We start from the raw sequence: 26,593 nt of genomic DNA, 5'->3' as shown, positions 1-26,593 counted from the left end.
TTTCAGTGCCGGCCCTTTTTGTTGATATCCGAATTTCTTAAATCGCCATTTCCGTTTTAAATTCAGATGTGAAATGAAAATGAATCGCCGGATTATTTTCCCGGTTCATCCGGATCATCCACTCTGACTCGGCTAAGAAAACCGGGTTACGGTCTTTATCATAAGCAATCTGGTTACCTTTCAAGCGGACAAACTGGTCCATTGCCGGTTTCTCATCCGCAGTGAGCCAGCAAGCACGCGAAACGCTCATAGGTACCCACCGGCATTTCGCTCCATATTCGTGTTCCAGACGGTATTGAATTACATCAAATTGAAGTTCTCCAACCGTACCGACAATCTTTCTGTTACCTAAATCCAACGTAAATAGCTGTGCAACTCCCTCATCTGTAAGTTGTTGAATCCCTTTCTCCAATTGCTTGGATTTCATCGGGTCCATATTGATCAGTTCCTTAAAGATCTCCGGAGAAAAGCTTGGAATTCCGGAGAATTGCAGGTTCTCACCCTCTGTCAACGTATCACCTATCTTGAAACTTCCTGTGTCATAAAGACCAACCACGTCCCCGGGGAAACCTTCGTCCATCACACTTTTATCCGAGGCCATGAATGTAAACGGACTCGAAAAACGGACTTCCTTACCCAATCTGACGTGTTTATAAAATTTTCCACGTTCAAATTTACCCGAGCAAATCCTTAAAAATGCAATCCGGTCGCGGTGACGTGGGTCCAGGTTCGCATGGATCTTGAATACGAATCCGGTAAATTTTGGCTCGGTCGGCTCAACTTCTCTCACATCGGTCGGCCTTGGCTGAGGAATGGGAGAAATTTCACAAAATGTATCCAAAAGCTCTTTAATACCAAAATTGTTGATCGCACTTCCGAAAAACACAGGCGCTAATTGTCCTTTTTGATAAGCTTCATTTGAAAATGCGTCGTAAACACCTTCAACGAGTTCCACATCTTCCGTCAATTGATCAGCGTCTCTATTACCAAGCAATTCCGTCAGTTTTTCATCTTCCAGGTTCACTTTGGCAACGTCATTTTCAATTTTGGTTTTGTTGATTTTAAAGAAATACAGCATTTGTTCGTACAAACTGTATACACCTTTAAAATTAGCTCCCATATTGATCGGCCACGTGAGCGGGCGAACGCGGATATTCAATTTACTTTCCAGCTCATCCAGCAATTCAAATGGATTTTGCCCCTCCCTATCCAGCTTATTGATAAAAATAATCACGGGCGTATTCCGCATCCGGCACACTTCCATGAGCCTTTCCGTCTGTTCCTCGACACCTTTTACGCAATCTACGACCAGTATGACACTATCCACTGCCGTTAAAGTTCTGTACGTATCTTCCGCGAAATCCTTGTGACCGGGTGTATCTAGAATGTTGATCAGCAGATCACGGTATTCGAAAGTCATTACCGAAGTAGCCACCGAAATACCTCTCTGCTTCTCGATTTCCATGAAATCGGAAGTCGCTGTTTTCTTGATTTTATTCGATTTTACCGCTCCGGCAGTCTGGATTGCTCCTCCAAAAAGCAGCAATTTTTCAGTCAGCGTCGTTTTCCCTGCATCCGGGTGGCTGATGATCGCAAACGTGCGGCGCTTTTTTATTTCTTGTAAATTACTCATCCTGGATTTTATAACACCAGTTGCCCGGCGAATTCAAAAATTTGCACAAAGATAAGAATAAAGAAAAGCCGCTACTACCCGTAACGGCTCTAAATTGATTTAAGATCAGCGATTAAATTCCCGAAATCAAACTCTCAGTAAAATGAATGTTTGTAATCTTCCACAGAAGTCATAATCACCTCGTGCGCCTCTTCACGGCCATATACATTGGTAATTTCAATGTGAGCCTTCTCTCCCGGCAAATTTTTATACGTTAGGAAATAGTGTTTCAAACGCTCTACGATGCCTTCCGGAAGCTCGCTCAGATCTGAAAAGCCACCATATACTTCATCGCCTTTTAAAACCGCGATGATCTTATCATCCGCCTCTCCCCCGTCGATCAGACGAATGCCGCCGATTGGACGGGCCGTGCAAAGAATATCTCCGTGAGAAATGATTTTCTCGCAAAGTACCAGAATATCCAGCGGGTCACCATCGCCTTCCGTTACATCCCTGCCAGAACGCTCGCGCGCCAGTAATGCAATTTTTTCCGCGCAGTAAGTCTTTGGAATGAAGCCGTAAAGTGCGGGAACAATGTTGGAATATTTTTGGGGCCGGTCGATCATCAGATAACCGGTGGTTTTATCAATTTCGTATTTAACTGTATCAGTAGGAACAATTTCGATAAATGCATTTACTAATTCAGGCGCGTTTTCGCCCATTGGAATTCCATGCCAGGGATGTGCTTTGTGTACGTTAGCGATCATTATGTAGTAATAGTAATAACTTAAATTAAAATATCGTCAATTATAGAGCAGGTACTGTTTACATGCCGACACGGTCTGAAATGGTATAATCCCCGGATTTCGAAACCGATTGTTTGACAAACAATTCACCTAAAAAACCAGCTAGAAAAAGCTGCGAACCGACCATTATCGCGACTAATGCTAAAAAGAATAATGGGTTCTCGGTAACGTTCCGGTAGGGCTGCAAATGATAAATATTATAGATCTTTTTACCCAGCAACCAAAAAGCTATAACGCTTCCCAGAAAAAACATAAGCGTTCCCAGACTGCCGAATAAATGCATTGGCCGACGCCCAAACTTATTCACAAAGGCAATCGAAAGCAAATCCAAAAAGCCAAAAATGAAGCGTTCAAGGCCGAACTTGGTGTGACCGTACTTTCTTGCCCTGTGCTGGACTACCTTCTCACCAATGCGCAAAAAGCCGTTCCATTTCGCAATAACCGGGATATACCGGTGCATTTCTCCGTAAATCGTGATGTTTTTGACGACGTCTTTCCGGTACGCTTTCAACCCGCAGTTGAAGTCATGCAAAACCACGCCCGAGATCCCGCGGGTGGCCGCATTGTATATTTTGGTCGGGATTGTTTTGGTGATCGGATCGTACCGCTTTTTTTTCCAACCTGAAACCAGATCGTATTTTTCTGCGGTGATCATCTGATAAAGCTCAGGTATTTCGTCCGGACTATCCTGCAGATCGGCGTCCATTGTAATAATCACATCACCCCGGGCCGCCTGAAAGCCTGTTTGCAACGCAGCCGTTTTTCCATAGTTCCTGACGAAACGAAATCCCCGGATGTGTGGGTTTGTCAATGAAAGCGTCTCGATCACCTGCCACGAATTGTCCCGGCTTCCGTCATCGATAAAAAGGATTTCGTAGGTAAAATTGTTGTCCCGCATCACTTGTGCTATCCACTCACTGAGTTCCGGCAATGACTCATCTTCATTATAAAGTGGAACAACAACTGAGATTTGAACGGCTGACTGGGTCATAAAGAATGCTTAGCAATGCGAATACAGTAAAGTTCGCGTTTTTCCCGGTTAAAACTTTAAATAAAAATCCCTCAGTAGCTCCCTGAATGCAGGATTGTACTCGGTTTCTCCATTGTGATAAATGTGAAGGACTTTACCAACTTCCTCATGGTGAGCAGCTTCCGGACGGCAGAATGTCATTAACTCCCTGAAAGGTCTCTTGCCGTCGTGATGGTACAACGTCAATTTTTGAGATACTACCCAACCTGCTTTTTCGGCTTTCTGGCGAAATCGTTTTCCTTCATCTACCGGAAATAACACATTAAACCTGCCATCCGGCTTTAATAACCGGTCAATCGAGTGTATTAATTCATCAAAATCCAGGGATTTTGCGTGATGGGCAATGTTCTTTTTGTTGATAGGCGAAAGAAGATCGGATTGAAAAAAAGGTGGATTTGTAATGATCACATCATACTGATATGTTGATTCAAACTCCTGGATCGCCGAATGATAAAGTACGATCCGGTCATGAAACGGGCTTTTTTCCACATTCTCGCCAGCCTGATAAAATGCCTCCGCATCGATCTCCACTGCGTCGATCCGGGCGTATGTATTTCTTTGCGCCACCATTAACGCCAGCAATCCGGTACCTGTCCCAATGTCCAAAATGCGGTCCGCATCTTTTACATCCGCCCAGGCACCCAGCACACAGGCGTCGGTGCACACTTTCATCGCACACTGATCCTGCTGAATCGTGAATTGTTTGAATTTAAATGATGAGTTTCTGGCCATAGGGTTTACTTTCTTCCAAAGTCGGCGGGATTTTCACCCCAGTACTCGGTCTCCCATTTCAGGATCTGATTAGGAAATTTATTAGCCGCCAGCCACCGTTCGGCACGCTGCAGCATTTCAAAAACAGGCTTATTTCTGGGTGTAAGTGCCAGTTTCGTATTTGCGTGTTTCTTCTTGATCCAACTGATCGCCGTGCGCGAATCGCTGTAAATCGGCAGATCGCTTTCCTTTTTTTGAAGATAGGCCAATGCGTGCACAATCGCCAGAAACTCACCGATATTATTAGTCGCGTCTTTAAATGGGCCTTGCAGAAAAATCCGCTCGCCGGTTGCATAATACACGCCTTGATATTCCATGTCCCCGGAAGCCGTGTTCCAGGCTGCATCGACGGCAATGCTGCTTTTTATTGGCTTGCCGATGTTAGCCGGTATCTCTTTCAGAATCGCCGGTTTGTTCTCCTTTTTTGAAACAAATTCCCAATAATCCCTTTGAATCGCTTTTTCTGCCTCTTCAATGGATTCAAATGACTTGTAGCGTGCATCTTCAAAGCCTTTAATCTGCGCCTCACATTCTTTCCAGTCTGTAAAAATGCCCGTTTTCCTGCCTTGCCACACGACGTAGTATTTTGTCTTTTTGGCCAATTTATATTAATTGAATGACCGGGTCGCCGGTGCGATGAATAAATGATGAATGAATGCTCGTAACTAGGCTTTCTCTTCCCAAACCTGGCACAGACTTACGATTACTTCGACCGCCTTTTCCATATCCTGGACAGAGACCCATTCCAGTTTTGAATGAAATGCATGTTCGCCGGCGAAAATGTTCGGGCAGGGTAAACCCATAAATGATAGTCGCGATCCATCGGTACCACCCCGGATACTTCTTTGTATCGGCTTCAATCCCACGCGTTCCATGGCGGTAAGTGCATTTTCGATCACTTGCGGATGTTGGTCCAGAACCTCCTTCATGTTGCGGTATTGCTCCTGAATCACAAATTCAGCCGTAGACTGCGGATATCCGGACAAGACCTCATCGGTAATTCTTTTCAGGAAAGTTTCTTTTTCAAGCAATCCCGCGGTCGTAAAATCCCGGATAATGAAGCTTAAAACCACTTTTTCCTGAATTCCTTCCATCTGAACAGGATGAATGAAGCCTTCCTTGCCTTCGGTTGTTTCCGGAGAAAGTGTTTCTTTGGGCAGACATGCCAGAATATCCGCGCCTATTTTTAAAGCGTTCTCCAATTTTCCCAATCCATAACCCGGATGGGTACTGACCCCGTAAATCGTGATTTTAACGCCATCTGCTGAAAATGTTTCATCTTCCAATGTCCCGATCGCCTCACCGTCAACGGTATAGCCAAAATCAGCTCCCAATTTTACCAGATCAACCTGCTCCGTTCCGCGGCCTACTTCTTCATCGGGTGTAAAGAGTATTTTAATGTCTCCGTGTTTGATATCCGGATTTTGCATTAAATATTCCGCCGTAGCCATGATTTCCGCAACGCCAGCTTTATTATCGGCACCTAATAAGGTCGTTCCGCTCGCGGTAACGATATCATTTCCAATCTGTTGATCGAGATCGTGCAGCTCTCCGATCCGCAAAACCTGCGTAGGATCATCCGGCAAAACAATGTCGGAACCGTCCCAGTTGCGGTGTACAATTGGAACCACATTTGCGCCCGTTACATCCGGAGAAGTATCTACATGTGAGCAGAAACAGATCACCGGCACATTCGATTTTGTCGAATTGGAAGGAATCGTCGCATACACGTATCCATGCTCATCCACATGTGCGTCGGATATGCCCAGTTCCTGCAATTCAACAGCCAGCTGATTACTGAGAATCCGCTGTTTGGAAGTACTCGGGAAACTGGTCGAGTTCGGGTCCGATTGCGTGTCTATCCGGACGTAGCTGATAAAACGATCTAAAACAGAAGTCATGGTTTTCTAGCTGATAATGGATGCAAGATCGGCAGGAGAATAATTGATATTTTTCAATGTTTTATCATCTGCTGTCCGGTACACCAGATACTTACCATTGTCTTCTTTGAAATAACAATCCGTACCTTTTGCCTGATAATGCGCTACCGTTGCCTCGGCTTCCTCCACGTTAAGGCAGGCTTTTGACATATTGGACCGCTGGACTTCATCAAACAATTCTCTGAATTTATCACCCAGACCAAATTCTAGAACTGCGCCTGACAATACATATTGCAGGTCGCAAAGTGCGTCAGCAACCTCTACAATGTCTTTTTCGAGAATGGCCACTTCCAGTTCTTTCAGTTCTTCCGCCAACAATGCGACACGAAGCCGGCTTCTTTCCTCGGATGGAATGGTGGGTTTATCAAGAATAGGGTGCTTGAATGTCTTGTGAAACTCTGCTACCTGATTGAGGCTGTCCAGTTGCTGCATTTTAGTTGGTTAATTGTGAGATGTGAGATGTAAGAAGTGAAATGTACTGTTAATGATCCTTCAATAGTTACATGGAAAGGTTAGTTTTGAATAGTTTAATGGCGATGGCTAGCAGGATGATGCCAAATATCTTTCTTAATATATCAGTTCCACCTTGTCCGAGCTTTTTTTCGATCCAGGTTGATGATTTCAAAACCAGGTAGACAAAGAACAGATTGAGTACTATGCCAACCAGGATATTCGGGATTTGATATGCCGAGCGTAAGGAAAGTAAAGTGGTCATAGTGGCGGCACCGGCGATGATCGGAAAGGCGATCGGAACAATGGAAGCTACGCCGACATCCAGGTTGTCATGCTTGAAAATGTTTCGTCCCAGTATCATTTCTAGGCCTAACAAAAAAAGGATAATGGCACCTGCAATGGCGAACGACGCCACATCCACCCCGAAAAGACTCAACAATCGTTCCCCCAAAAAAAGGAACAGTACCATGATAAATCCAGCCACCAGCGTCGCCTTCTCGGATTCAATTTTGCCAAGCTTCTTTCTGAAATCGACAATCACCGGCAAAGAACCGAGTACGTCGATCACGGAGAAAAGAATGAGCGTAACGGAAACGATTTCCTTGAAATTAAACATGGGCTGGGCGTTGCGTGAACTGGTCCCGCAAAGTTGCTTAAAACCGCGTGTTTACACAACCTTTAAAGATTACTCAGCGGAAATTAGATTATTAAGGAGTACTTCCGGGCAAGAAATTGAGGAAGTTATTGAAATGTTTTTTGTATTTCACTTCGTCGATTTTGTAGAAAAAAGCTCCTTTTTTTGAATAACCCTTCTGTTTTTCATCCAGCTTGATCAGCAGATTGGTTGACAGAAGTTTGCGGCTGAAATTACGTTTGTCGAGCTCGGTACCAAAGATGGCCTCATATAATTTTTGCAGCTGCGGGATCGTGAATTTTTCCGGAAGTAATTCAAAACCAATGGGATGCTGCGAAGCTTTGTACCGGAGGTTCTCGATCGCCATATCGACCATGGAACCATGGTCAAACAATAACTTCGGGAGTTCCTGCATGGAAAACCATTGTGCTTCGTAATTCCTGGAAAGCTTATTTTCATAATCTTCCACATTGATCAGCGCAAAATAAGCCACCGAAAAAGTCCGCTCCACCGGGTCGCGCTGCGGATTGCCAAATGTATGAAGCTGTTCGAGGTAGATATCTGTCAGATTGGTTAACTCGAAGAGAATGCGGGAAGATGCCGTTTCCAGACTTTCATCCGGCTGCACCCAGCCTCCCATGAGCGACCACGTGTGAAATTCTTCTTCAATACCTCTTTTTACAAGCAGTAATTTCAGCTCTTCGCCGTCGAACCCAAAAATAATGGAGTCGATGGCAACTAAAAATTTGGTTTGAGACTGGTATTGCTGTAAAATATCTAAACGCACAAGAAAGGAATTGCAGGGGTGACAGATTTATTTTTTAGTTAATAAATACAAACCAGTCGTTTTACTACTCATTTGTCATCTGGAAGACATCTTTGCAAGAAAATTCTGCAAAATTTCGATCTCATCCTGACTTATTGCGGGAAAATTGGCAATGCGGAAGCTGACCTCTTTTTCCTTTCCGTAGCCGTTTCCAAGCGTAATTCCTTCTGCTTTCGCGAAGTGTTTCAATTCGGCTATCCTTTCCTTCGTATCCCGTACTGCGATAACGGTATCGGAACGAACAGGGTCATTTTTGACAAGAAGTTCATAGTGATGCTCAGCCAGAAAGGCGTACCATCCTGCAGCCCGCTGACGCGTCAGCGAATCCACCTCCGCAATGGGCGGAACCTGCTGCATTACTTTTCCTAACAAGTAGATTCCTAGTGTGTTAGGTGTATATGGAGTTTGAAATTTTAAGAAGTTTTCACGCATAAAAAGCAGGCTGTTATAATGCTTGTGCTCACCTACTTGCAATGCGCGTTCCACTGCATTTGGCGAAATGATCATCACCCCCATTCCTGCCGGCAGCCCGAAACATTTTTGAACAGACGCATACCAAAGGTCGGCAGCTTCCCATGGTAACACCACACCCGCCATCGACGACGTAGCGTCTACCGCTATGAGATTCTCAAACTTTTGGCGCAACTCCGGGAGAAATGCGTCCGGGACTTTAGTACCATTGGAAGTTTCATTGTGAGTGACACAAATGATCTCATTTTTGGAGAAAATGGCCGATTTGTCCAGGATCAAATCGGCATTATAATCAAAAGATGCCTCGCTCGTACGATGCGAAATGCGATGGGTATATTCCATCCACTTTTCACCGAATGCCCCGGTAAAAACGTGCAGACTGGAATCTATCATGAGGGATTGCGCGATGATTTCCCAGCATTCGGTCGCGGAAGAAACGAAATAGACCTCATAATCCGCCGGTACGTTCAGCTTGAATTTCAAATCGCTGATCGTATTTTCCAGCATTTGCATAAACTCGCCGCTGCGGTGATTGGCACTGATCAAACCGCTTTCGAACGCTTCCTGCAAATACTGCCCAACCTGTGGATAAACCTTCGACGGACCCGGATAAAACGTGATCATTTCACAGAAACCCTTCTCGGATCATTGCTTTTTCGAGCTTTTCGCCCAACTCATTTGAAGCTTTTAAAAGGGGCAATCTTACATTGGAACTGCAGATACCTTTGATTTCCAGGCATTTTTTAATTCCAACCGGGTTTGATTCCACATATAACAACGTATCAAATTCCAGGAATGCGAGTTGCAGTTTTGCCGCTTCTTTAAATCTTCCTTCCAATGCGTGCCAGGTAAGCTCGCCGAATTCTTTCGGGAATGCATTGGCAATCACGGATATAACGCCATGCCAGCCAACACTCACCATCGTAGTAACGAGGTTATCGTCGCCCGAAAGCAGCAGAAAATCATCCGGTACGCGGGATGCCAGCTCCATGCTTTGTTCCAAACTACCACCCGCATCTTTAACGCCGATAATATTTGAATGCGCCGACAGTTTCACAATGGTATCCGGCTTCATATTGATCACCGTCCGGCCAGGTACATTATATAATAAAACCGGAACCGGAGAAGCGTCGGCAATCGCTGTAAAATGCGCGATAATGCCTTCCTGAGTAGGTTTATTATAGTATGGACAAACAGATAGTATCGCGTCGACACCGGTCAGGTCTGTGTTATTAATGCAATCCACAACCGACCTGGTATCATTCCCTCCAATCCCAAACACGATCGGGAGAGATTTATAATTATTCTTAATGGTAAATGCCAGGATATCACGCTTTTCGCGGGAAGATACGGTTGGAGATTCGCCGGTAGTTCCTTGTACCACAAGAAAGTCGCTTCCACCTTCCGATACCAGGTCGATGAGCCTTTTCAGACCCGGATAATCAATTTCATTTTGCTCATCAAAAGGTGTAATCAGCGCGGCCCCTACTCCTTTGAAACGTTGGTCCAATGGCATTATTTACTTATATAATTGTGGAAATGTAAAACGCAAAGTTAGCTTTCTGAGCCGTTTTTATGTACTAATTCGCCAGCATTGCTAAAAATTCTTCTTCCGACAGAATCGTTACACCCAGCTTTCTTGCCTTTTCAAGTTTTGACGGGCCCATATTTGCCCCGGCAAGCAGGTAATTCAGTTTTCCGGAAACACCGCTCAATATCCTACCTCCATTTGCTTCGATTTTGTCTTTTAAATCATCTCGCTCGAAACTCTCAAAAACACCTGAAATCACAAATGTCTTTCCTTCCAACACATTACTTTCTATCTCCACCGGCTTTTCGTCACCTTCCATTTGCAATCCTGCTTGAATTAACCTCTCCACAAGCTGCTGATTTTCAGGGATACTGAAATACGACTCAATGCTCAATGCAATCCTTCCCCCGATTTCAGGAACGGCGATAAGCTGCTCGTAACTTGCAGCCCGGAGATTTGCCATAGATTTAAAATAAGTCGCTAGCTTTTCTGCAACAGTAGCGCCAACAAACCGTATCCCTAATGCAAAAAGCACGTTTCTGAACGGCACCGTTTTCGACAAATCAATTCCTTTCAAAATGTTTTCAACCGTTTTCTCCCGGAAACTGATTTTTTTAATGGCACCGGTTTCTTCATTCACAATGCTTTTCTCAATTCCCAGAAGCTTTTCAAATGTCAGGTCGTAAAGATCAGCGGGGGTAGTTACAAGGTTCAGGTCAAATAATGTCTCAATTTTACCTTCGCCCAGACTTTCGATATTCATCGCTTTCCGATGGATAAAATGCTCGATCCTACCCTTTAGCTGCGGCGGGCAGTGACTGTCATTGGGGCAGAAAAACGCTACTTCTCCTTCATTACGCTGCAATGCAGAACCGCATTCGGGGCATTCGGTGGGGAATGCAATTGGCTGGGTGGGGAACAGTTCGCGCTGGGTAATGTCAACGCCTGTGATTTTTGGGATAATTTCCCCGCTTTTTTCAACAAAAACAGTATCACCAAGCTGTAAACCAAGCCTTAGCAGTTCGTTGGCATTATGCAGAGTCGCTCGTTTGACACGTGAGCCGGAAAGATGCACGCCTTTAACTTTATTATATGGCAATGCACGTTCCGTGAGATCGCACAGGTTTGCAACCGGAGTAATGGTGCCCGTACGTCCGACCTGATAGGTTACCATGCGCAAAACGGCTGGCTTGTTTTCCGCTTTATATTTAAATGAAATGGCCCAGCGCGGGCTTTTCGCTGTAAAACCTAGTTCACGTTGCTGCTCAAATGAATTGACTTTTACCACAATACCATCGGTCGCCAGCGGTAACGTCATTCTTTTTTCTTCCCACTCATGAATGTAAGCGATCACCTCGTCGATATTGGCAACTTTTTTCCAGCCGGGCGAGACATTAAATCCCCAGGATTTTAAGCCCAAAAGACTTTCTCCATGACTTTTGAAAAAATCCTGATCGGATAAAAAGGAATAAATGTAGCAATCCAGCGCACGTCGGGCAGTTTCCGCAGAATCCTGTAATTTAAATGATCCGGAAGCCGCATTCCGGGGATTCGCATATTGATTTTCGCCCAGCGTTTCCATTTCCTCATTCAGTTTCTGAAATGAAGTGAGTGGCATAAAACCTTCTCCGCGAATCTCAAAAAGTGGCGGCAGCTTGTCTGATTTTACCCTTAATGGCAGGGTACGGATGGTTTTGACATTATTCGTGATTTCGTCTCCCCGGGTTCCATCGCCCCGGGTCACACCGCGCACCAAAACACCGTTTTCATAGGTAAAACTGAGCGAGATCCCATCGAATTTCAGCTCACAAATGTATTCGTAAGCTTCTCCATCTAGACCTTTCCGGACACGCTCATCGAAATTCCGAAGTTCCTGCTCATTATAGGTGTTATCGAGCGACAACATCGGATAACGGTGATAAACTGCATTAAACGATTTTGTAATCGTTCCGCCAACCCGCTGCGTGGGCGAATCAGCCTGCCTGAATTCCGGATTCTCGTCTTCCAATCCTTTCAATTCCTTCAAAAGCTGATCGAATTCAAAGTCCGATATTTCGGAAACGCTATCCTGATAGTAGCGCTGATTGTAGTAATGCAGTTTGTCGGTTAAGTCCTGGATTCGCTTTTCGGGATTCATGGGTTCAGCTTTGCTTGAAATGATTCGGCCCAAATTTATGTATTTTCGTAAAAAACCCACACGAACATAAAAACGATGGAGGCAGGCATATTCTACAATCCAGATTTAACACAAATTATAAATGGAAGGGAAATTTTGTCTCCCGGTCCGAAAGTTTCACATCAAAGAATTCTAGTTAAAGTTCTAAGAATTCTTGATGACTTTGTGCAAGCGAAGGAATTGGGAGAAATTTTCAGGGTACCCCTAGATGTTATTTTTGAAGAAAATTTCAACATCCTGCAACCCGATCTCATGTTTATCAGCAAAGCCAGAGAGAATATCATACAAGACTGGATTCGTGGCGTCCCAGATCTTGTAATCGAAATTGTTTCACCTGAGTCAAATGAAATGGACACCGTCGTGAAAAAGGAAATCTACCAGCGATATGGCGTGAGCGAATTCTGGCTTATTTTTCCGGAAAAAGCATTGCTGGAAGTGTACGAACTGCGGGAAAACAAGTTTCATCTTTGCGGCGTGTATCATGCGGAAGATCAGGTAAAATCTCCCGTACTGCCCGGGCTCACATTTACGCTTGGTTCCATTTTGCCTGCCCAGTAAAGTAAAATCACTAATTTCGCCTGACGTACTCACCATTATCCGAGATTTTCATGGCTGAAATTGCCCCTTCCATACTTGCTGCTGACTTTGCAAACTTGCAGCGGGATATTGAAATGATTAACTCCAGTTCTGCCGACTACATCCATGTCGATATCATGGATGGCATGTTTGTACCGAATATTTCTTTTGGCATTCCGGTATGCCAGGCGATCAGTAAGCATGCCCGGAAACCGCTCGATGTGCATTTAATGATCGAACAGCCTGACCGTTATCTATTGGATTTCAAAAAAGCGGGCGCATCGGGACTTACCGTGCATTACGAAGCTTGTCCGCATTTGCACCGTACCATTCAGCATATCAAAGAAGTGGGCGCGACTGCGGGAGTAGCGCTCAATCCGCATACCCCGGTCGAAGTCCTGAGTGAAGTTCTGGGAGATCTTGATCTCGTGTTGATTATGTCGGTGAATCCTGGATTCGGCGGACAAAAATTCATCGAAAACACATATAAAAAGATAGCGCAGCTCAGCAGTCTGAGAGAAAAATCTGGCTACACATTCAAGATCGAGGTAGATGGGGGCGTTAATCTGGACAATGCGCCATTGCTGGTGCGTGAAGGAGTTGATATTCTTGTAGCAGGCAGCTTTGTTTTCAGTTCAACAGAACCATTGGAGACGATCAGTCTGCTTAAAAACACCTGATTAACTGACATCAATGCGATTTAAAATTTCTTTATCGAGGCAATGAGACGGTTCATATGCTTTATTTTCTGCTGTCTGGTCGTTTCAGCATCTGTTCATGCAAAACCTGCATTTGATAAAAGCCATCATGCGGTTGCCAAATTCCCTTTAAAGATCAGCCCGAACGGCAGGCACATTACGGATAATAATGGCGTACCTTTTCTAATGGTCGCTGACGTTGCGTGGCAACTACTTAGGAGGCTGAGCTACAATGAAGCGATCCAATACATGGACATCCGCAAGTCGCAGTCTTTCAATACAGTTCTCGTACAATTGCTTCCAAACTTACCCAGTCAGAAAAACTTCGCGAAGATTTCACCATTTCAGGGTAATAATGACATTACAAAACCCAACGCAGCTTATTTCGACTTTTTTGAAAAAACAATCATCGCTGCCCGGGAGCGGGAAATGGTGATCGGGATTGTAATCTCGCGGAAAAGCTGGAATGCGGTATTTGATGCTCATAATGAAGCTGCCTGGAAAGATTACGGGGCATATGTATCGAAACGCTTTGCCAAATTTTCAAATGTGATCTGGATCGTCAGCGAAGAAGAATACCAGAGTGCATCGCAGTTCAAATCCATTGCAGAAGGAATCAGAATGCATTCCGACGGCCAGATCCTCGCATCCTTAAATACCTGCTCACCCACCAACCTGAACGACAGTTCTCCCAACAGGTCCGATCTGAAATTCATTATTCCGGATTCTACAGTAACTCCGTCCGAATATGCCGCATTAGCGAATTGGCAGAAAAACTCCGCAGAAGCTGCATTGCGGCCGTTCCTGATTGCTAATTCAGAATTCCCAAAGGAAATCACAGACCAGTCAGTTTTGATCCGCAATCAGGCATATCAATCTATTTTGAGCTCTGCGGCAGGATTTTGCCACATGAGTACGATCAAAAATTTCAACCCAACCTGGAAAATCAACATCGGAAAAGACGGCGCCGAATACATTCACGAGCTGGTCAAAATCCTGAAAGGCATTCCGTGGGAATACATGCAGCCCGACGGCCCGGAACTACTCCCGGACTCCACCGACCGGGCCGACATTGGCGTGGTTTCTTTGTCGAACAAACGCATGGCCATGCTCTATATGCCTGATTCCAGACCCATCAAATTGAATTTAAGTCTCATGAACGGATCCGTTTTCGGGGCCGTTTGGTATAGCCCCCGGACTGGGAGGCGGTGGGACGGCGGGCAATTTAAAGGCGCGGAAGAAACCGTGGTCCAGCCGCCCGATTCCCAACCCGGCTGGGACTGGATCCTCCTGATCGGCACCAAACAGTAGGTTTGGCATTCAGCCGTATTCTTAATAATATTACTATGTATTGTTTGCCGCAAAAATGCCGGCGAGGATTGGAGCCCCGATGAACCTTTTGAAGATAAGTATTACGTTTTGCCTGTTTTCTGCATGGATGTGCAGTAATGCCTACTGCCAGGAAGTTTTATGGGCAAGCAAAATACTCGGATACTCTTCCGAATATCGTCCGGGGCAGTTTGGTCACGCTAATCGCGCCAAACAGATCCTGGGGGAACCGAGCAAGCTCCCCGATTTCGGGAACAGCCCATGTGCCTGGTCCCCTGCGGAAGCCGACGGTAGAAATGAAGAATGGATCAAAGTCGGTTTTGAAAAAAGCATTCCATTAAAACAAATCGCAATAGCCGAGAACTTCAATCCGGGGTCGATTTCACGTGTGTATGCCTACGATGAATCGGGCAAAGAATACCTGGTTTCCGAAACGCCCGCAACACAATTAGCAATGAAAGGGAGAATGTTGCGCGTCTTTCCAAGCCAGCAAAATCTGATTTCCAATGCAGTGAAAATCGTTTTGCAGCCTGGAAAAGTGTCTGGTTTCAACCAGGTTGACGCAATCGCCATTTCCTCGGCAACCAGTCCCATTGAGGCGAAAATCAACTTCGCTCCGGATATGCAGCTCAAAAGCCAGAAGGAAAACATGGGCAAGGCCATTAATACCAAAGGCCAGGAAGTAGCACCGATCATTTCTCCCGACGGGAAAACGCTTTATTTCACCAGAAGCAACTTTGAAGGAAATATTGGTTTTGCAGCCAAACAGGATGTCTGGTACTCGACATTAACAGAGAAAGGTCTTTGGACGGATGCCGTAAACATGGGTTCGCCGATCAACAATGCGGGCGATAATGCAATTACCAGCATTTCAGCAGATGGAAAGACGATTTACCTCATCAATGTGTACCGTCCGGATGGCAGTATGTATTTTGGTTTTTCAAGATCATTTAAAACAAAAACCGGCTGGGGATTTCCAAAAGAATCCAAAATCGTGAACTTGCTGGGCAATGCAAATACCATCGAAATTACGGTTTCACCTTTTGAGAATGTGCTCATTATGTCGGTTCAAAGAAGTGATACCGAGGGTGGAAAGGATCTTTATATTTCCTTTTTGCAAAAAGACAACAGCTGGTCGGAGCCGCGCAATCTGGGAAGTGTGATCAATACCGCCGATTATGAAGGCACGCCATTTCTGGCACTCGATAACAAAACGTTATATTTTTCATCCCAGGGTCACAGTGGTTATGGAGAAGGTGATCTTTTTCTGACACGGCGGCTGGATGATACCTGGCTCAACTGGTCAAAACCGGAAAACCTGGGACCCGCGATCAATTCACCTTTGTGGGATGCATTCATTAACATTCCTGCGACGGGAGATTACGCCTATTTCAGTGCGAGTGAAAAAACGCTTGGACAGGAGGATATTTTCAGGATTAAAATGTCGCCAGAAATCAAACCTGATCCGGTTGCCATTATTACGGGATCTGTATATGAGGCCGAAACGACGAAACCGGTAAAATCAGAGATCGCGGCAGAGATCAAGAAAAACAGTCAAACCTTTGCGAATGCCACTTTCGATCCGGAAACGGGTGAATACCGGCTCATTCTTCCACTCAAAGAACTTTACCGCGTTTCCGCGACGGGAGAAGGGTATTTTCCGGTGTCGGAGGACATTGATCTTTCAGCTGAAACAGGTTTCCGTACGATCCGAAAAAATCTTTACTTACTCCCGATCAAAGCGGGCCAGCAGATCCGGCTGAACAATACGATGTTTTCGCAAAGCAGCGCGGAAGTAATCCCATCTTCTTACGCTGAGCTTGATCGCATTGCCGCGACGATGTCAACGTATCCGACCATGGAAATACTTTTGGAAGGTCACACGGATAATCAGGGAGAAGTCCAGAAGAATGTAAAGCTTTCGGCGGACCGGGTGGAGCAGGTTAAGAAATACCTTTTATCCAAAGGGATTGAATCAAAACGCATTCAGACAAAAGCCTGGGGGCCTGCAAAACCGATCGCAAGTAACCTCACCGAACAGACACGGCAACGCAACCGGCGTGTGGAGTTTACCATTCTTAAAATCTAAAAAATACCTATCAAAGGAAAGTTTGCTTAATTTCGCGACGATCGGATCCGTTAATCCAGCCGCATTATTCTGGCTTGAACAACGGGCTTCATTAGCGAACAGATATCCATAATGTCCTCAAACAACTCCAAAGAAAAGCTGCGTTCTTCGCTTATTCTGCTGTTTATTATTCTTGTAGGCATTGCATTAAGACTTTACCACCTCGACAAGTTCAGTATTTTCTACGATGAAAAAAGCACATTACTTGTTAGTCAGGGGATTGTTCTGGAAGGCGCAAACCAAAAAAAGGCTTTTTCAAATCTGAAACTGGTTGACAGTGAGTTTTGGAAAACACCAGCTCCCGGAACTAACCCGGACCAGGTACTCCGTTCTTTTACATATACAGAAATTTACTCCCCCCGCCCATTCACTCCGGCAGAATTCTGGGAACCTAAAAGCCTCGCCGATTACTATGAGGCGATGACCCGCAGCGACATCGGAAACAGTTCTTTTTACTACTTGATTTTGCATGGCTGGATTGAAGCATTCGGCCTTTCCGATTATTCCATACGCCTTTTCTCTGTTATTTTCAGTGTTCTCACCATCCTTGTAACCTATCTTTTCGGTCGGCGCTTTTTCAATGAGAATACGGGGTTGATCGCAGCCGGAATCACTGCTTTCGAGCCTTTTTGCGTTGCATACAGTCACCAGGCCCGTAATTATACGCTTACATTCTTCCTGACACTTCTGGCCACCTACTATTTTTTGCAACTCATTGAAAATAAGGCAAAAGGAAGAAAATTACTCTGGTTGTATTTAGGTTATAGCCTCACAGCCGGACTTGGACTTCTGTCTCATTTTTTGACAATATCTGTATTAATCGGTCACGCGCTTTATGCGTTGCTTTTTCTGAGAAGCTGGAAAGGATGGGTTAGAATGGCGGCGGCGGCGGCTCTGGCGCTGTCCGGGACTGCCTGGTGGTTGATTTACGGAGGCGGGCAGTATACTTTATCCTCGCTCGCGCACCAGGCCGCGCTTTACAAGCGCACCGCCGAAGAAAGTCCGTTGCATAATCCTTTCGGGATTGTGTTGCCGGCAACAGTGGAGAATGTATTTCAACGCGGCCTGCCACTTTTCGGCGATCTCATCCTTTTCACCAATGGACTTACTGACGCACTTGCGGGACGGAAAAATATAGCGGTAGCGATTCTGGTTGGCATTTTGCTTATTGTCTGGTACCATTTTAAAGACAAGATCAACACACCTGGCTGGCTCACGCATCGGTTACCTTATCTGCTCATTTTGGTGAGTGGTTTCTTTTATACCAATCACAAAGTTCAGTTCGCCATTTTTTCAGTCAGCATTTTCGCGCTTTCCTTCATTCCGGACGTGCACCGGCAAGCCAGCCCTGAACAAAGGAAACGATTGTGGATGATCTACATCATGGGCTTTTTCCCAACTTGTTTTTTAGTGATGATGGCGTTTCGCAGCGGACATACGTTTGGGCTTCAGCAACGGTATTCAGGATTTTCGTTTCCTTACATCATCATTTTGATCAGCCTTTTGCTTCAATATTATGCAACCCTGAAAACGGAGTTTAAGCTGCTCATTTTTGTGTTTATGGGTGCTCAAATGTATTTCGTTGGGATGCGCCTGCAAGAATTTTATGAAGACAGATCAACTAAATACGGTTATTTCGCCAATCCCCGCGAACCTAATCCCTATCACGCGGCTGCAAAGAAAATAGAAGCGATGTACCAGGAAGGCGATACGGTTTTCTATCCGGCGCCGCGGTATGAGATCACGTCCGAAATGGACCGGACGTATCTGCCCTACTCCATTCACGACGCGCAATTGACCAATTTATATTTTCCTAAAAATGCCCGGTACGTGCAGGCAATGGACACAACGCAGACCGAACGGATCTGGCTCAAAAAAAGAGATTCCGCGGAGCCGGTAGAGATCATGAAACTCAAAGGATTGCGTTACGGATTTGAATAAGCAGCTACCGTTTTTCAGAGGCCGTCAAATAAGATTTAGTATATTGCGCATTCAAAAACGGACTTTTGACCGTTATTTTGTGAGTAATTTCTTACACCGACATACACATCAGGCATGACCGCAGAAGAGATATTAAATGATCCGAGGCAGATAAGCGGAGAGCTTCGTCTTAAAATCCTCGGTCTGTACCACAAAGCAAATGCGGGACACATCGGATGCTCATTGAGCTGCATTGACCTGATGATCGCCGTGTTGTTTTTGAACAAATCCGAAGCGGATACATTCATACTTTCAAAAGGACACGCTGCTGCGGCACTTTACGCCTGCCTGAATACGCTGGGCGAAATCACCGACGCGGAACTGGACACATTTTACCTCGACGGCACTACACTCCCGGCACATCCCGCCCCAAGACAATACAAGGGAATTCCATTTGCAACTGGTTCATTAGGTCACGGATTACCGATAGCGACGGGTATCGCGCATTCAGCAAAAATCAGCGGGGAAGAAAGCTATTCGTTTGCATTGCTTTCAGATGGAGAAACAAATGAAGGTACTACCTGGGAAGCGGCACATTATGCCATTCAAAATCAGCTTGATAACCTTTTTATGATTATTGATAAAAATGGTTTGCAGGGTTTTGGATTTACGGATAAAGTATTGGGAGAAACGGCATCGGTGGAAAAGTGGAATGCTATCGGCTTTGAAACCGTGGAGCTCGACGGACATGATATTTTTTCTATTAATGAGGCAGTTAACAAATTAAAATCACACAAAAACGGCTTACCAAAAGCGATCATCGCAAATACCGTAAAAGGCAAGGGTGTTTCGTACATGGAAAACAAGCTGGAATGGCATTATCTGCCTATGAGCAAAGATCAGTATGAGCAAGCGACGCAGGAAGTAAAAGAACGTTATCTTAATGTATTGACGAATGCTTGATCATTTACCGGTTTACCGCGATAAAATAGAGAAGTTAAATGGACCTATTTTCGTTTTTGGCGCCAGCGGCTTTATTGGGGCCAATCTTTTCAATGATATTTTCAAAATAAGAAAGGATTGTTACGCATTGACGCACGATGCGACCAAAGCATGGCGGCTGAAATTGCTGAATGTACCTTTCGAAAACATTGTCCACTGCGACATTCTTTCCAATAACTCGGTTCAGGAGGTTTTCGAAAAATATAAGCCCCAAACCATATTCAATCTGGCGGCTTATGGAGCTTATAGCAAGCAGAATAATGTAAACCTGACGTACGAAACCAATGTAATCGGGACAGTAAATATTTTGCAGAATTGCACGCGTGAGATGGTTTACATTCATGCCGGAAGCAGTTCCGAATATGGTTTCAACTGTACTACCCCAAAAGAAACCGATCGCGTAGAGCCGAATAGTCATTATGCGGTATCTAAGGTTTCAGCAGCTTATCTGCTCGAATATTACGCCAAGGTTTTCAATCTTAAAACGCTCAATCTCAGGCTATATTCCATTTACGGATATTGGGAAGAACCGGATAGGCTCATCCCGAAACTCATTGAAAACGCCCGGAAAAAGCAACTTCCGTCCCTGGTTTCCCCGGATATCAGCCGTGATTTTGTTTTTATAGAAGATTGTGTGGAAGCATTTCTGGACGCTGCACTTCATGTCAACGAAAAAACGTCCGGTAATTCCTATAACATCGCCACCGGACGGAAAACGACAATGGGAAACCTGGTCGATACCTCGCGCAAGGCATTTGACATTCTCCAGGAGCCGCAGTGGGGAAGCATGTCGAACCGCAAATGGGACCTGGCCGAATGGTATGGAGATCCTACCGCTTTTGAAACGGATTTTGGCTGGAAGGCGCGCACGCCTCTGGAAACGGGTTTGCTGAAATACAGTCAGTGGCAGGAAGACATACGTTATGAAAACCGTGTAATCCCCGCATTCGAAAATCCGAAACTCAACCCGATCATTACGGCGATCATTGCCTGTTATAAAGATGCGCAGGCGATTCCATTCATGTACGAAAGACTTGTAAAGACTTTCAATGAACTGAAAGTACGGTATGAGATCATTTTTGTAAATGATAGTTCACCGGATAATCAGGAAGAAGTGATCAATGCAATTTGTGATAAAGATCCGAATGTGGTGGGAATCAGCCACTCCCGGAATTTTGGTTCACAATCTGCTTTCCTCAGCGGAATGGAAATTTCGACGGGCGACTGCGTTGTTTTAATGGACGGAGATTTACAGGACCCGCCGGAAATTATTCCTGCATTCTACGAAAAATGGATGGAGGGCTACGACGTTGTGTACGGTGTGCGTGTGCAGCGCGAGATGAAGCCGCATATTCACTTTTTCTACAAATCTTTTTATAAGGTTTTCCAGGGGCTAAGCTACATCCCGATTCCCCGCGACGCGGGCGATTTTTCCATGATCGACCGCAAAGTGGTAAAGGAATTGGTAGATCTCCCAGAAACGGAGCAATTTCTACGCGGACTTCGTGCCTGGGTAGGATTTAAGCAAACCGGCGTTCCATATGTCAGGCCGGAACGCATGTTTGGGGTTTCGACTAATAACTGGACGAAGAATATCTGGTGGGCGAAAAAGGCGATCTTCTCATTCAGTTTTGCGCCGCTTGAACTAATGAGTTACGCCGGTTTTGCATTAACGGGTTTATCGATTTTGGGGATAATCTGGCAAATTCTGGCGAAATTGTTCTTTTTCCCGGAAACACCGCAAGGCATTAGTACGGTAATTGTATTAATCACATTCTTCGGAGGATTAACCATTCTCGGTATCTCATTTTTAGGAGAGTACATTACCAAGATTTTTGAAGAAACTAAAAAACGTCCGAAATACATCCGTACCCGAATCCGCCGCGGCGCCAAGTCTTACAAAACTGCGGACGAGATCAGGACGTTGGTGAAGCAATTGAGGAAATAACTTTAAATTAGCAGAAGCTCAGCACGTTCCATCATCTGAAAATGTTTCAAGAATTTAGAGAGGAACGCTATGAGAGTTTCAACGGAAATAGAAAGAGTTTCTGGAAGTGGCAAGAGCAATTCAGAGATCCAGGTTTTTTACTTCGAAATGTCTAATAATGTTTTGATAGGCAGCACAATACTACACGAATGAGAAAAGAATTTTCAAACGCGATGGAAAAGTTGGCAGTGGAAGATGATTCCATTGTTTTCATAACCGGCGATTTAGGATATAATGCACTTGAAAATCTTCAGGCGAAGCTTGGTAAACGGTTTATCAATGCAGGTGTTGCAGAACAAAACATGGTTGGCGTGGCGGCTGGTTTTGCACATAAAGGATATAAAGTATTTTGTTACAGCATTGCGCCATTTATCGTTTACCGTTGTCTGGAACAGTTTCGTAACGATGTGTGTTTCAACAACTTGCCGGTTTTTTTGGTAGGAAACGGCGGTGGCTATGGCTACGGCATCATGGGTAGCAGCCACCATACCATTGAAGATCTGGCTTGCCTGAGCGGCCAGCAGAATGCCCAGATTTGGGTACCCGCGTTTGCTGACGAAGTGGAGCCTGTCATTCAACAAATCGTGAAAGATGCGCGCCCAGCTTATTTGCGGCTGGGGGCTGGGAAAACAACACCGGATAACAGTTTTTCAGCAGGTTCTTTCAAGGTAATAAACCATTCCGAGACGGCTGAAATCACTGTTTTTGTACTTGGCCCGGTTGCTAACAATGTCATGTCTGCGCTGAGTCTGGCGCCTGAACTGGCATCTAAAGTAAATGTGATCACGGCATTGCATTTCCCATTGCAGCTGAATGACGATTTGGTAGCAATGATCAAAAAGACACCGGCGATCCTCGTTGCAGAAGAACACATCAGCATTGGCGGTCTGGCCCAGCAACTTTCGGTTCAATTGCTGGAAAAAGGGATTTTTCCGCAGAGTTTTAAAAGCCTCAGAGCAGAAGGTTATCCGAATGGCCGCTATGGAAGTCAGGGCTACCATCAGAAATTATCGGGCCTCGATCCGGACTCCATTTTATCGCACATCAGCCAACTAATGATTCCGGCATGACTAAAAAGGCTTTAACCATCATTCTGAGCCTGATCCTTTTGCTACCAATCCTGATTTACTATACAGTCTGGAATTATTATGCTATCAATATCCCGAAATGGGATGACCACGCTTTCAAGGAATTTATTGAAACCTACGCAAAGGCGGCCAATTGGCAGGATAAACTAAAAGCGCTTTTTTCACAACACAATGAACATCGCATTGCCACTACCCGCCTGATCGCCTGGCTGGACTATTCTCTGTTTGGGCACCTCAATTACCGGCATTTGATGATGGCGGGAAATATTTTGCTACTGGGGGTAATTCCACTTTGTTACGATATTCTTAAAAAGAATAAAAAACCGCTTTTCGCGCTCGTACCCATACCTTTTATCTGGTTTACACTCGCATTTTGGGAAAACATGTATTGGGGAATGGCCGCCGTCCAGAACTTCGGTGTGGTTACCCTCGCGTTATGGACACTTTATCTCTGCATTAAACCTCAAAACGCCCCATTTGCGGTCTCACTCGTTTTGTCACTCGTCACCATCCTGACTAGTGGAAATGGGTTGCTGGTACTTCCAATCGGTGCTGTTTTATTGTTTTTAACAAAAAACCGAAAACGATTTGCGCTCTGGCTCGTCGCCAGCGTAGCCGAAATTTTTATTTACTTCTACTGGTATATAAAACCGGAGTCAAATCCAGCTTCAAAAGCTTCCTTTTTTCAATTGGTAAAAGGATATATGGCTTTTCTGGGTTCGTTTGCTGAATCAATTCCGGTAATGGACCATTTCCAGGCTTGTTTCTTTCTTGGCATTGTCCTTTTTCTGGTTGCATTGTCCATCATGTCCGCGACATTGTTCAGGATCGCCCGGAATAAATACGGCAACAAATTCGAACGCATTACCGATCTGTTCTGCCTCGGCACTGTTATGTTTATTCTCGGCACTGCCCTGATCGTCGTTTACAGTCGGGCCGGATTTGGGTTGGACACGTTGATAACCAGCAGATATAAAATCTATTCAGTTCTGTTGCTGATCGTCGCCTACCTCTACATTGTAATCCCGATCAGGGGAAGTTTCCTTTCACCTTATATTACCGCCATCGTCTTTCTGGCTATCACATTCAACGTGTTCAGCTACCATTATCATTTGGTTGATGCTTATAATTTGCGGAAGGAACTGACTTCCTACCAGTTTAACTGGACATTTACAGACAAGTCACTGAAACAACCTGCCGACACGTCATTTGCCGCCAGTATCATTGAAAAGACCCCTGTTTTTTACGACAAATTGCTACCTCTTATTTCCATTGCGGATCGGCAATCGTACTCGGGCAGCTCGCGCGGAATGGTCGAATTGTTTGATAGAACCGCATTTAAAGCGGACACGGGATCTTTTAACGTCATGAATACCGCATTTACAAGCCAGCGGTTACAGGATAGCGGCGTGTATATTTTGTTGAGCTCAAAAAACAGATTTTACCTTTTCCCGGCGCTTCGCACGAGAAACAAAAGCAGAAAGGAGCTTTTCTTAAAACAATATTACTTTGAATCCGGGTTTCATTCAAAAATACCTTATTCCGATCCGCTTGAAAAAGGTACTTATAACGTCGCATTGATCCGATTACAAGGCGATGACGCTGGTATTCTTTTCAAAAACCAAAAGATTACGATCCGTCAGATCAAGAACAATACTGTGAGAGTTAACTGGTAAATATGCGTACTACCGCTGAGGGACATATTATACAACTGGACGGGGTCCGTTTCATTGCCGTCGCTTTGGTGTTGATCGACCATTTGTTTGTGGCAATAAACATCATTCCATTTGGAGCACTGGGTGTCACGATTTTTTTCGTTTTGAGTGGTTTCCTCATTTCGAGGATTTTGTTGAAAAGCAAGGAAAAGACGCGAGGAACTCCGGGCGGATTTAAAAAATACCTTCGTAAGTTCCTGATAAGGAGGACTATCCGTATTTTCCCGGTTTATTATCTCATCATAGCTCTGCTGTTTATCTTCAATGTTCCGCCGGTCCGCGATAAACTCCCCTGGCTGGCATTGTATGGTACTAACATTTATATGGTCATTCACAAATCGTGGCTGGGTTCCGTGGACCACCTCTGGTCGCTGGCTGTCGAAGAACAGGTCTATCTGTTTTTTCCATTCCTGATCTTTTTTGTACCCAAAAACAAACTGATCCCCGTTTTGGGCGTCATGGGATTGCTGAGTATTGCGCTACGATTCTTTATTTACTATTCTCAAAAAGACTTTAATGCCGCCGACTGGATCGTGACGTATGTCAGTACCCCTACCTGTCTGGATTCGTTTGCACTCGGCGGTTTAATGGCCTGGCTGCAATTATACAAGAGTGATGTTTTTATCAAACTTTTTAACAAATCATGGCCGGTGGTCATTGCATTAGTGCTCTGGATCCTGGTTCAGTTCTGGGCTAAATCTTTTGAAAACAAGTACAATGTTGCATTCGTCGTTTTCGACCGGCTCATTTCCTCTGTTTTTGGATTTTTCCTGATTGGCCGCGCAGTAATGGGTTATGGCGGGATCATGGCCGCTTTTCTTGAAAACCCGGTGAGCATCTACCTGGGTAAGATCAGCTATGGTCTGTATCTCTATCACAATTTCGTTTACAACCATTTCCACAGTGGCCCGATGCATCCTACGGTTCGTTTATTGCGTAAAATATACCAGTATGTGCCTGATTTACAAGGATCTGTGGCATTTGAAGCACTGGTGGTGGTCGCTCTCACAGTGATGGTCGCCTCGGTTTCGTGGCACTTTTTCGAGAAGCCTATTAACTCGCTGAAAGACAGGTACGCTTACTAAATAATCATTTTACATAGCCCGGTTACAGGCTTTATTTATTAATTTCGCTCAGACATACCAAATAAGATTTTGCATGTACCTTCTTAGTATAGTAATGCCTGCATACAATGAACAGGATTGTATCGAAAAAGTAGTATATAACTGGACTGGCTTTCTTAAAAATAAATTCCCCAACGACAACACCACACTCATTGTAATCAATGACGGATCGAAGGACAATACCAAGGTCCTTTTAGATAAATTACAGCAGGAGGTTCCCAATCTTACGGTCATTAATCAAAAAAACGGCGGTCACGGTAATGCGGTTGTAAACGGTTATCGCAAAGCTTTGGAACTGAACTCCCAATACGTATTTCAAACGGATAGTGACGATCAGTTTGTTTCAGACGATTTTGACAAACTCTGGAGCAAGAGAGATCAATCTCAATTTATCCTCGGCTATCGCGAAGTGAGACATGACGCGGGCGTTCGGCTTTTCATTACCAAATTCCTTCGCAGTACCATTTCGCTGATTTACGGAACCTACATCATGGACAGCAATATTCCTTTTCGGTTGATAAAAGGAACATTTCTGCAAAAATTGATGGACCAGCTTCCTGATCCGGAGCCTTTTGCGCCGAACATTTTCCTTTCGGTAATGGCGAAAAAATCAGGACAAACGCTATTTGACATTCCCATTACCCACAAAGACCGCGAAACCGGCGAGGTTTCCATCGTCAAATGGAATTTGTGGAAAGTCTGCATCAGAAGCTTCAAAGAACTATTGCGTTTCCGCCTTGAACTCAACAAACACGTAAAGGCGATACGTGCTTAAA

At 44.8% G+C, this 26,593-nt stretch carries 23 protein-coding genes; 11 read left to right on the top strand and 12 right to left on the bottom strand.

Features of this window, described 5'->3' with window-relative positions; translation table 11 throughout:
• Nucleotides 1-37: 37 nt before the first annotated feature.
• From LZG72_RS21410 to ligA, 12 genes are all read right to left on the bottom strand, one after another.
• The gene (locus LZG72_RS21410) at nt 38-1,633 is read right to left on the bottom strand and encodes a peptide chain release factor 3 (protein ID WP_233876950.1); all 1,596 of its coding nucleotides are present in this window, start codon (nt 1,631-1,633) and stop codon (nt 38-40) included.
• Nucleotides 1,634-1,767: 134 nt separating this feature from the next.
• Complete coding sequence (locus tag LZG72_RS21405; RefSeq protein ID WP_255701091.1) at nt 1,768-2,379, bottom strand: inorganic pyrophosphatase; 612 nt, start codon at nt 2,377-2,379, stop codon at nt 1,768-1,770.
• Nucleotides 2,380-2,437: 58 nt separating this feature from the next.
• Nucleotides 2,438-3,409 carry a glycosyltransferase family 2 protein gene (locus tag LZG72_RS21400; protein WP_233876948.1) on the bottom strand — a complete coding sequence of 324 codons (972 nt, stop codon included), beginning with the start codon at nt 3,407-3,409 and terminating at the stop codon, nt 2,438-2,440.
• A gap of 48 nt (nt 3,410-3,457) precedes the next feature.
• Complete coding sequence (locus LZG72_RS21395; RefSeq protein ID WP_233876946.1) at nt 3,458-4,180, bottom strand: tRNA1(Val) (adenine(37)-N6)-methyltransferase; 723 nt, start codon at nt 4,178-4,180, stop codon at nt 3,458-3,460.
• Between the two features lie 5 nt (nt 4,181-4,185).
• Complete coding sequence (locus LZG72_RS21390; protein ID WP_233876944.1) at nt 4,186-4,821, bottom strand: viroplasmin family protein; 636 nt, start codon at nt 4,819-4,821, stop codon at nt 4,186-4,188.
• Between the two features lie 63 nt (nt 4,822-4,884).
• A complete protein-coding gene (gene pepT, locus LZG72_RS21385) occupies nt 4,885-6,120 on the bottom strand; it encodes a peptidase T (protein ID WP_233876942.1) in 1,236 nt (411 codons plus the stop codon).
• A 6-nt stretch (nt 6,121-6,126) separates the two neighbouring features.
• A complete protein-coding gene (locus tag LZG72_RS21380) occupies nt 6,127-6,591 on the bottom strand; it encodes a nucleoside triphosphate pyrophosphohydrolase family protein (protein WP_233876940.1) in 465 nt (154 codons plus the stop codon).
• 67 nt (nt 6,592-6,658) lie between these two features.
• A complete protein-coding gene (locus LZG72_RS21375; RefSeq protein ID WP_233876938.1) occupies nt 6,659-7,228 on the bottom strand; it encodes a MarC family protein in 570 nt (189 codons plus the stop codon).
• A gap of 91 nt (nt 7,229-7,319) precedes the next feature.
• Nucleotides 7,320-8,033: an NrtR DNA-binding winged helix domain-containing protein gene (locus LZG72_RS21370; protein WP_233876936.1), complete on the bottom strand. Its 714-nt coding sequence runs from the start codon at nt 8,031-8,033 to the stop codon at nt 7,320-7,322.
• Nucleotides 8,034-8,108: 75 nt separating this feature from the next.
• Nucleotides 8,109-9,167: an aminotransferase class V-fold PLP-dependent enzyme gene (locus LZG72_RS21365; RefSeq protein ID WP_233876934.1), complete on the bottom strand. Its 1,059-nt coding sequence runs from the start codon at nt 9,165-9,167 to the stop codon at nt 8,109-8,111.
• A 1-nt stretch (nt 9,168) separates the two neighbouring features.
• Nucleotides 9,169-10,059, bottom strand: a complete 891-nt coding sequence (gene dapA / locus LZG72_RS21360; RefSeq protein WP_233876932.1) for a 4-hydroxy-tetrahydrodipicolinate synthase — start codon at nt 10,057-10,059, stop codon at nt 9,169-9,171.
• Between the two features lie 64 nt (nt 10,060-10,123).
• A complete protein-coding gene (gene ligA / locus LZG72_RS21355) occupies nt 10,124-12,211 on the bottom strand; it encodes an NAD-dependent DNA ligase LigA (protein WP_233876931.1) in 2,088 nt (695 codons plus the stop codon).
• A gap of 75 nt (nt 12,212-12,286) precedes the next feature.
• Here ligA and LZG72_RS21350 point away from each other — a divergent pair, with 75 nt between their 5' ends.
• From LZG72_RS21350 to LZG72_RS21300, 11 genes are all read left to right on the top strand, one after another.
• Nucleotides 12,287-12,808 carry a Uma2 family endonuclease gene (locus LZG72_RS21350; RefSeq protein ID WP_233876929.1) on the top strand — a complete coding sequence of 174 codons (522 nt, stop codon included), beginning with the start codon at nt 12,287-12,289 and terminating at the stop codon, nt 12,806-12,808.
• A 50-nt stretch (nt 12,809-12,858) separates the two neighbouring features.
• A complete protein-coding gene (gene rpe, locus LZG72_RS21345) occupies nt 12,859-13,506 on the top strand; it encodes a ribulose-phosphate 3-epimerase (protein ID WP_233876927.1) in 648 nt (215 codons plus the stop codon).
• Between the two features lie 42 nt (nt 13,507-13,548).
• The gene (locus tag LZG72_RS21340; RefSeq protein WP_233876925.1) at nt 13,549-14,835 is read left to right on the top strand and encodes a DUF4038 domain-containing protein; all 1,287 of its coding nucleotides are present in this window, start codon (nt 13,549-13,551) and stop codon (nt 14,833-14,835) included.
• Nucleotides 14,836-14,890: 55 nt separating this feature from the next.
• Nucleotides 14,891-16,942: an OmpA family protein gene (locus LZG72_RS21335; RefSeq protein WP_310590567.1), complete on the top strand. Its 2,052-nt coding sequence runs from the start codon at nt 14,891-14,893 to the stop codon at nt 16,940-16,942.
• A 111-nt stretch (nt 16,943-17,053) separates the two neighbouring features.
• Nucleotides 17,054-18,922 (top strand): glycosyltransferase family 39 protein, encoded by a 1,869-nt coding sequence (locus LZG72_RS21330; RefSeq protein WP_233876923.1) that lies wholly within the window; start codon nt 17,054-17,056, stop codon nt 18,920-18,922.
• Nucleotides 18,923-19,036: 114 nt separating this feature from the next.
• The gene (locus LZG72_RS21325) at nt 19,037-19,864 is read left to right on the top strand and encodes a transketolase (RefSeq protein ID WP_233876921.1); all 828 of its coding nucleotides are present in this window, start codon (nt 19,037-19,039) and stop codon (nt 19,862-19,864) included.
• Nucleotides 19,857-21,851, top strand: coding sequence for an NAD-dependent epimerase/dehydratase family protein (locus LZG72_RS21320; RefSeq protein WP_233876919.1), 1,995 nt, complete (start codon nt 19,857-19,859; stop codon nt 21,849-21,851). Before LZG72_RS21325 ends, LZG72_RS21320 begins: the two co-directional genes overlap by 8 nt.
• Before the next feature lie 188 nt (nt 21,852-22,039).
• Complete coding sequence (locus LZG72_RS21315; RefSeq protein ID WP_233876917.1) at nt 22,040-22,960, top strand: transketolase family protein; 921 nt, start codon at nt 22,040-22,042, stop codon at nt 22,958-22,960.
• Nucleotides 22,957-24,654 (top strand): hypothetical protein, encoded by a 1,698-nt coding sequence (locus LZG72_RS21310; protein ID WP_233876914.1) that lies wholly within the window; start codon nt 22,957-22,959, stop codon nt 24,652-24,654. The genes LZG72_RS21315 and LZG72_RS21310 overlap by 4 nt, the downstream gene beginning before the upstream one ends.
• Before the next feature lie 2 nt (nt 24,655-24,656).
• Nucleotides 24,657-25,778, top strand: coding sequence for an acyltransferase (locus tag LZG72_RS21305; RefSeq protein ID WP_233876912.1), 1,122 nt, complete (start codon nt 24,657-24,659; stop codon nt 25,776-25,778).
• 73 nt (nt 25,779-25,851) lie between these two features.
• The gene (locus LZG72_RS21300) at nt 25,852-26,592 is read left to right on the top strand and encodes a glycosyltransferase family 2 protein (protein ID WP_233876910.1); all 741 of its coding nucleotides are present in this window, start codon (nt 25,852-25,854) and stop codon (nt 26,590-26,592) included.
• Nucleotide 26,593 lies beyond the last annotated feature (1 nt).

It is taken from the genome of Dyadobacter sp. CY323, from assembly GCF_021390245.1.
Lineage (GTDB): Bacteria > Bacteroidota > Bacteroidia > Cytophagales > Spirosomataceae > Dyadobacter.
The sequence above is the reverse complement of the archived record's forward strand: the minus strand, read 5'-3'. Positions and strand labels throughout refer to the sequence as shown.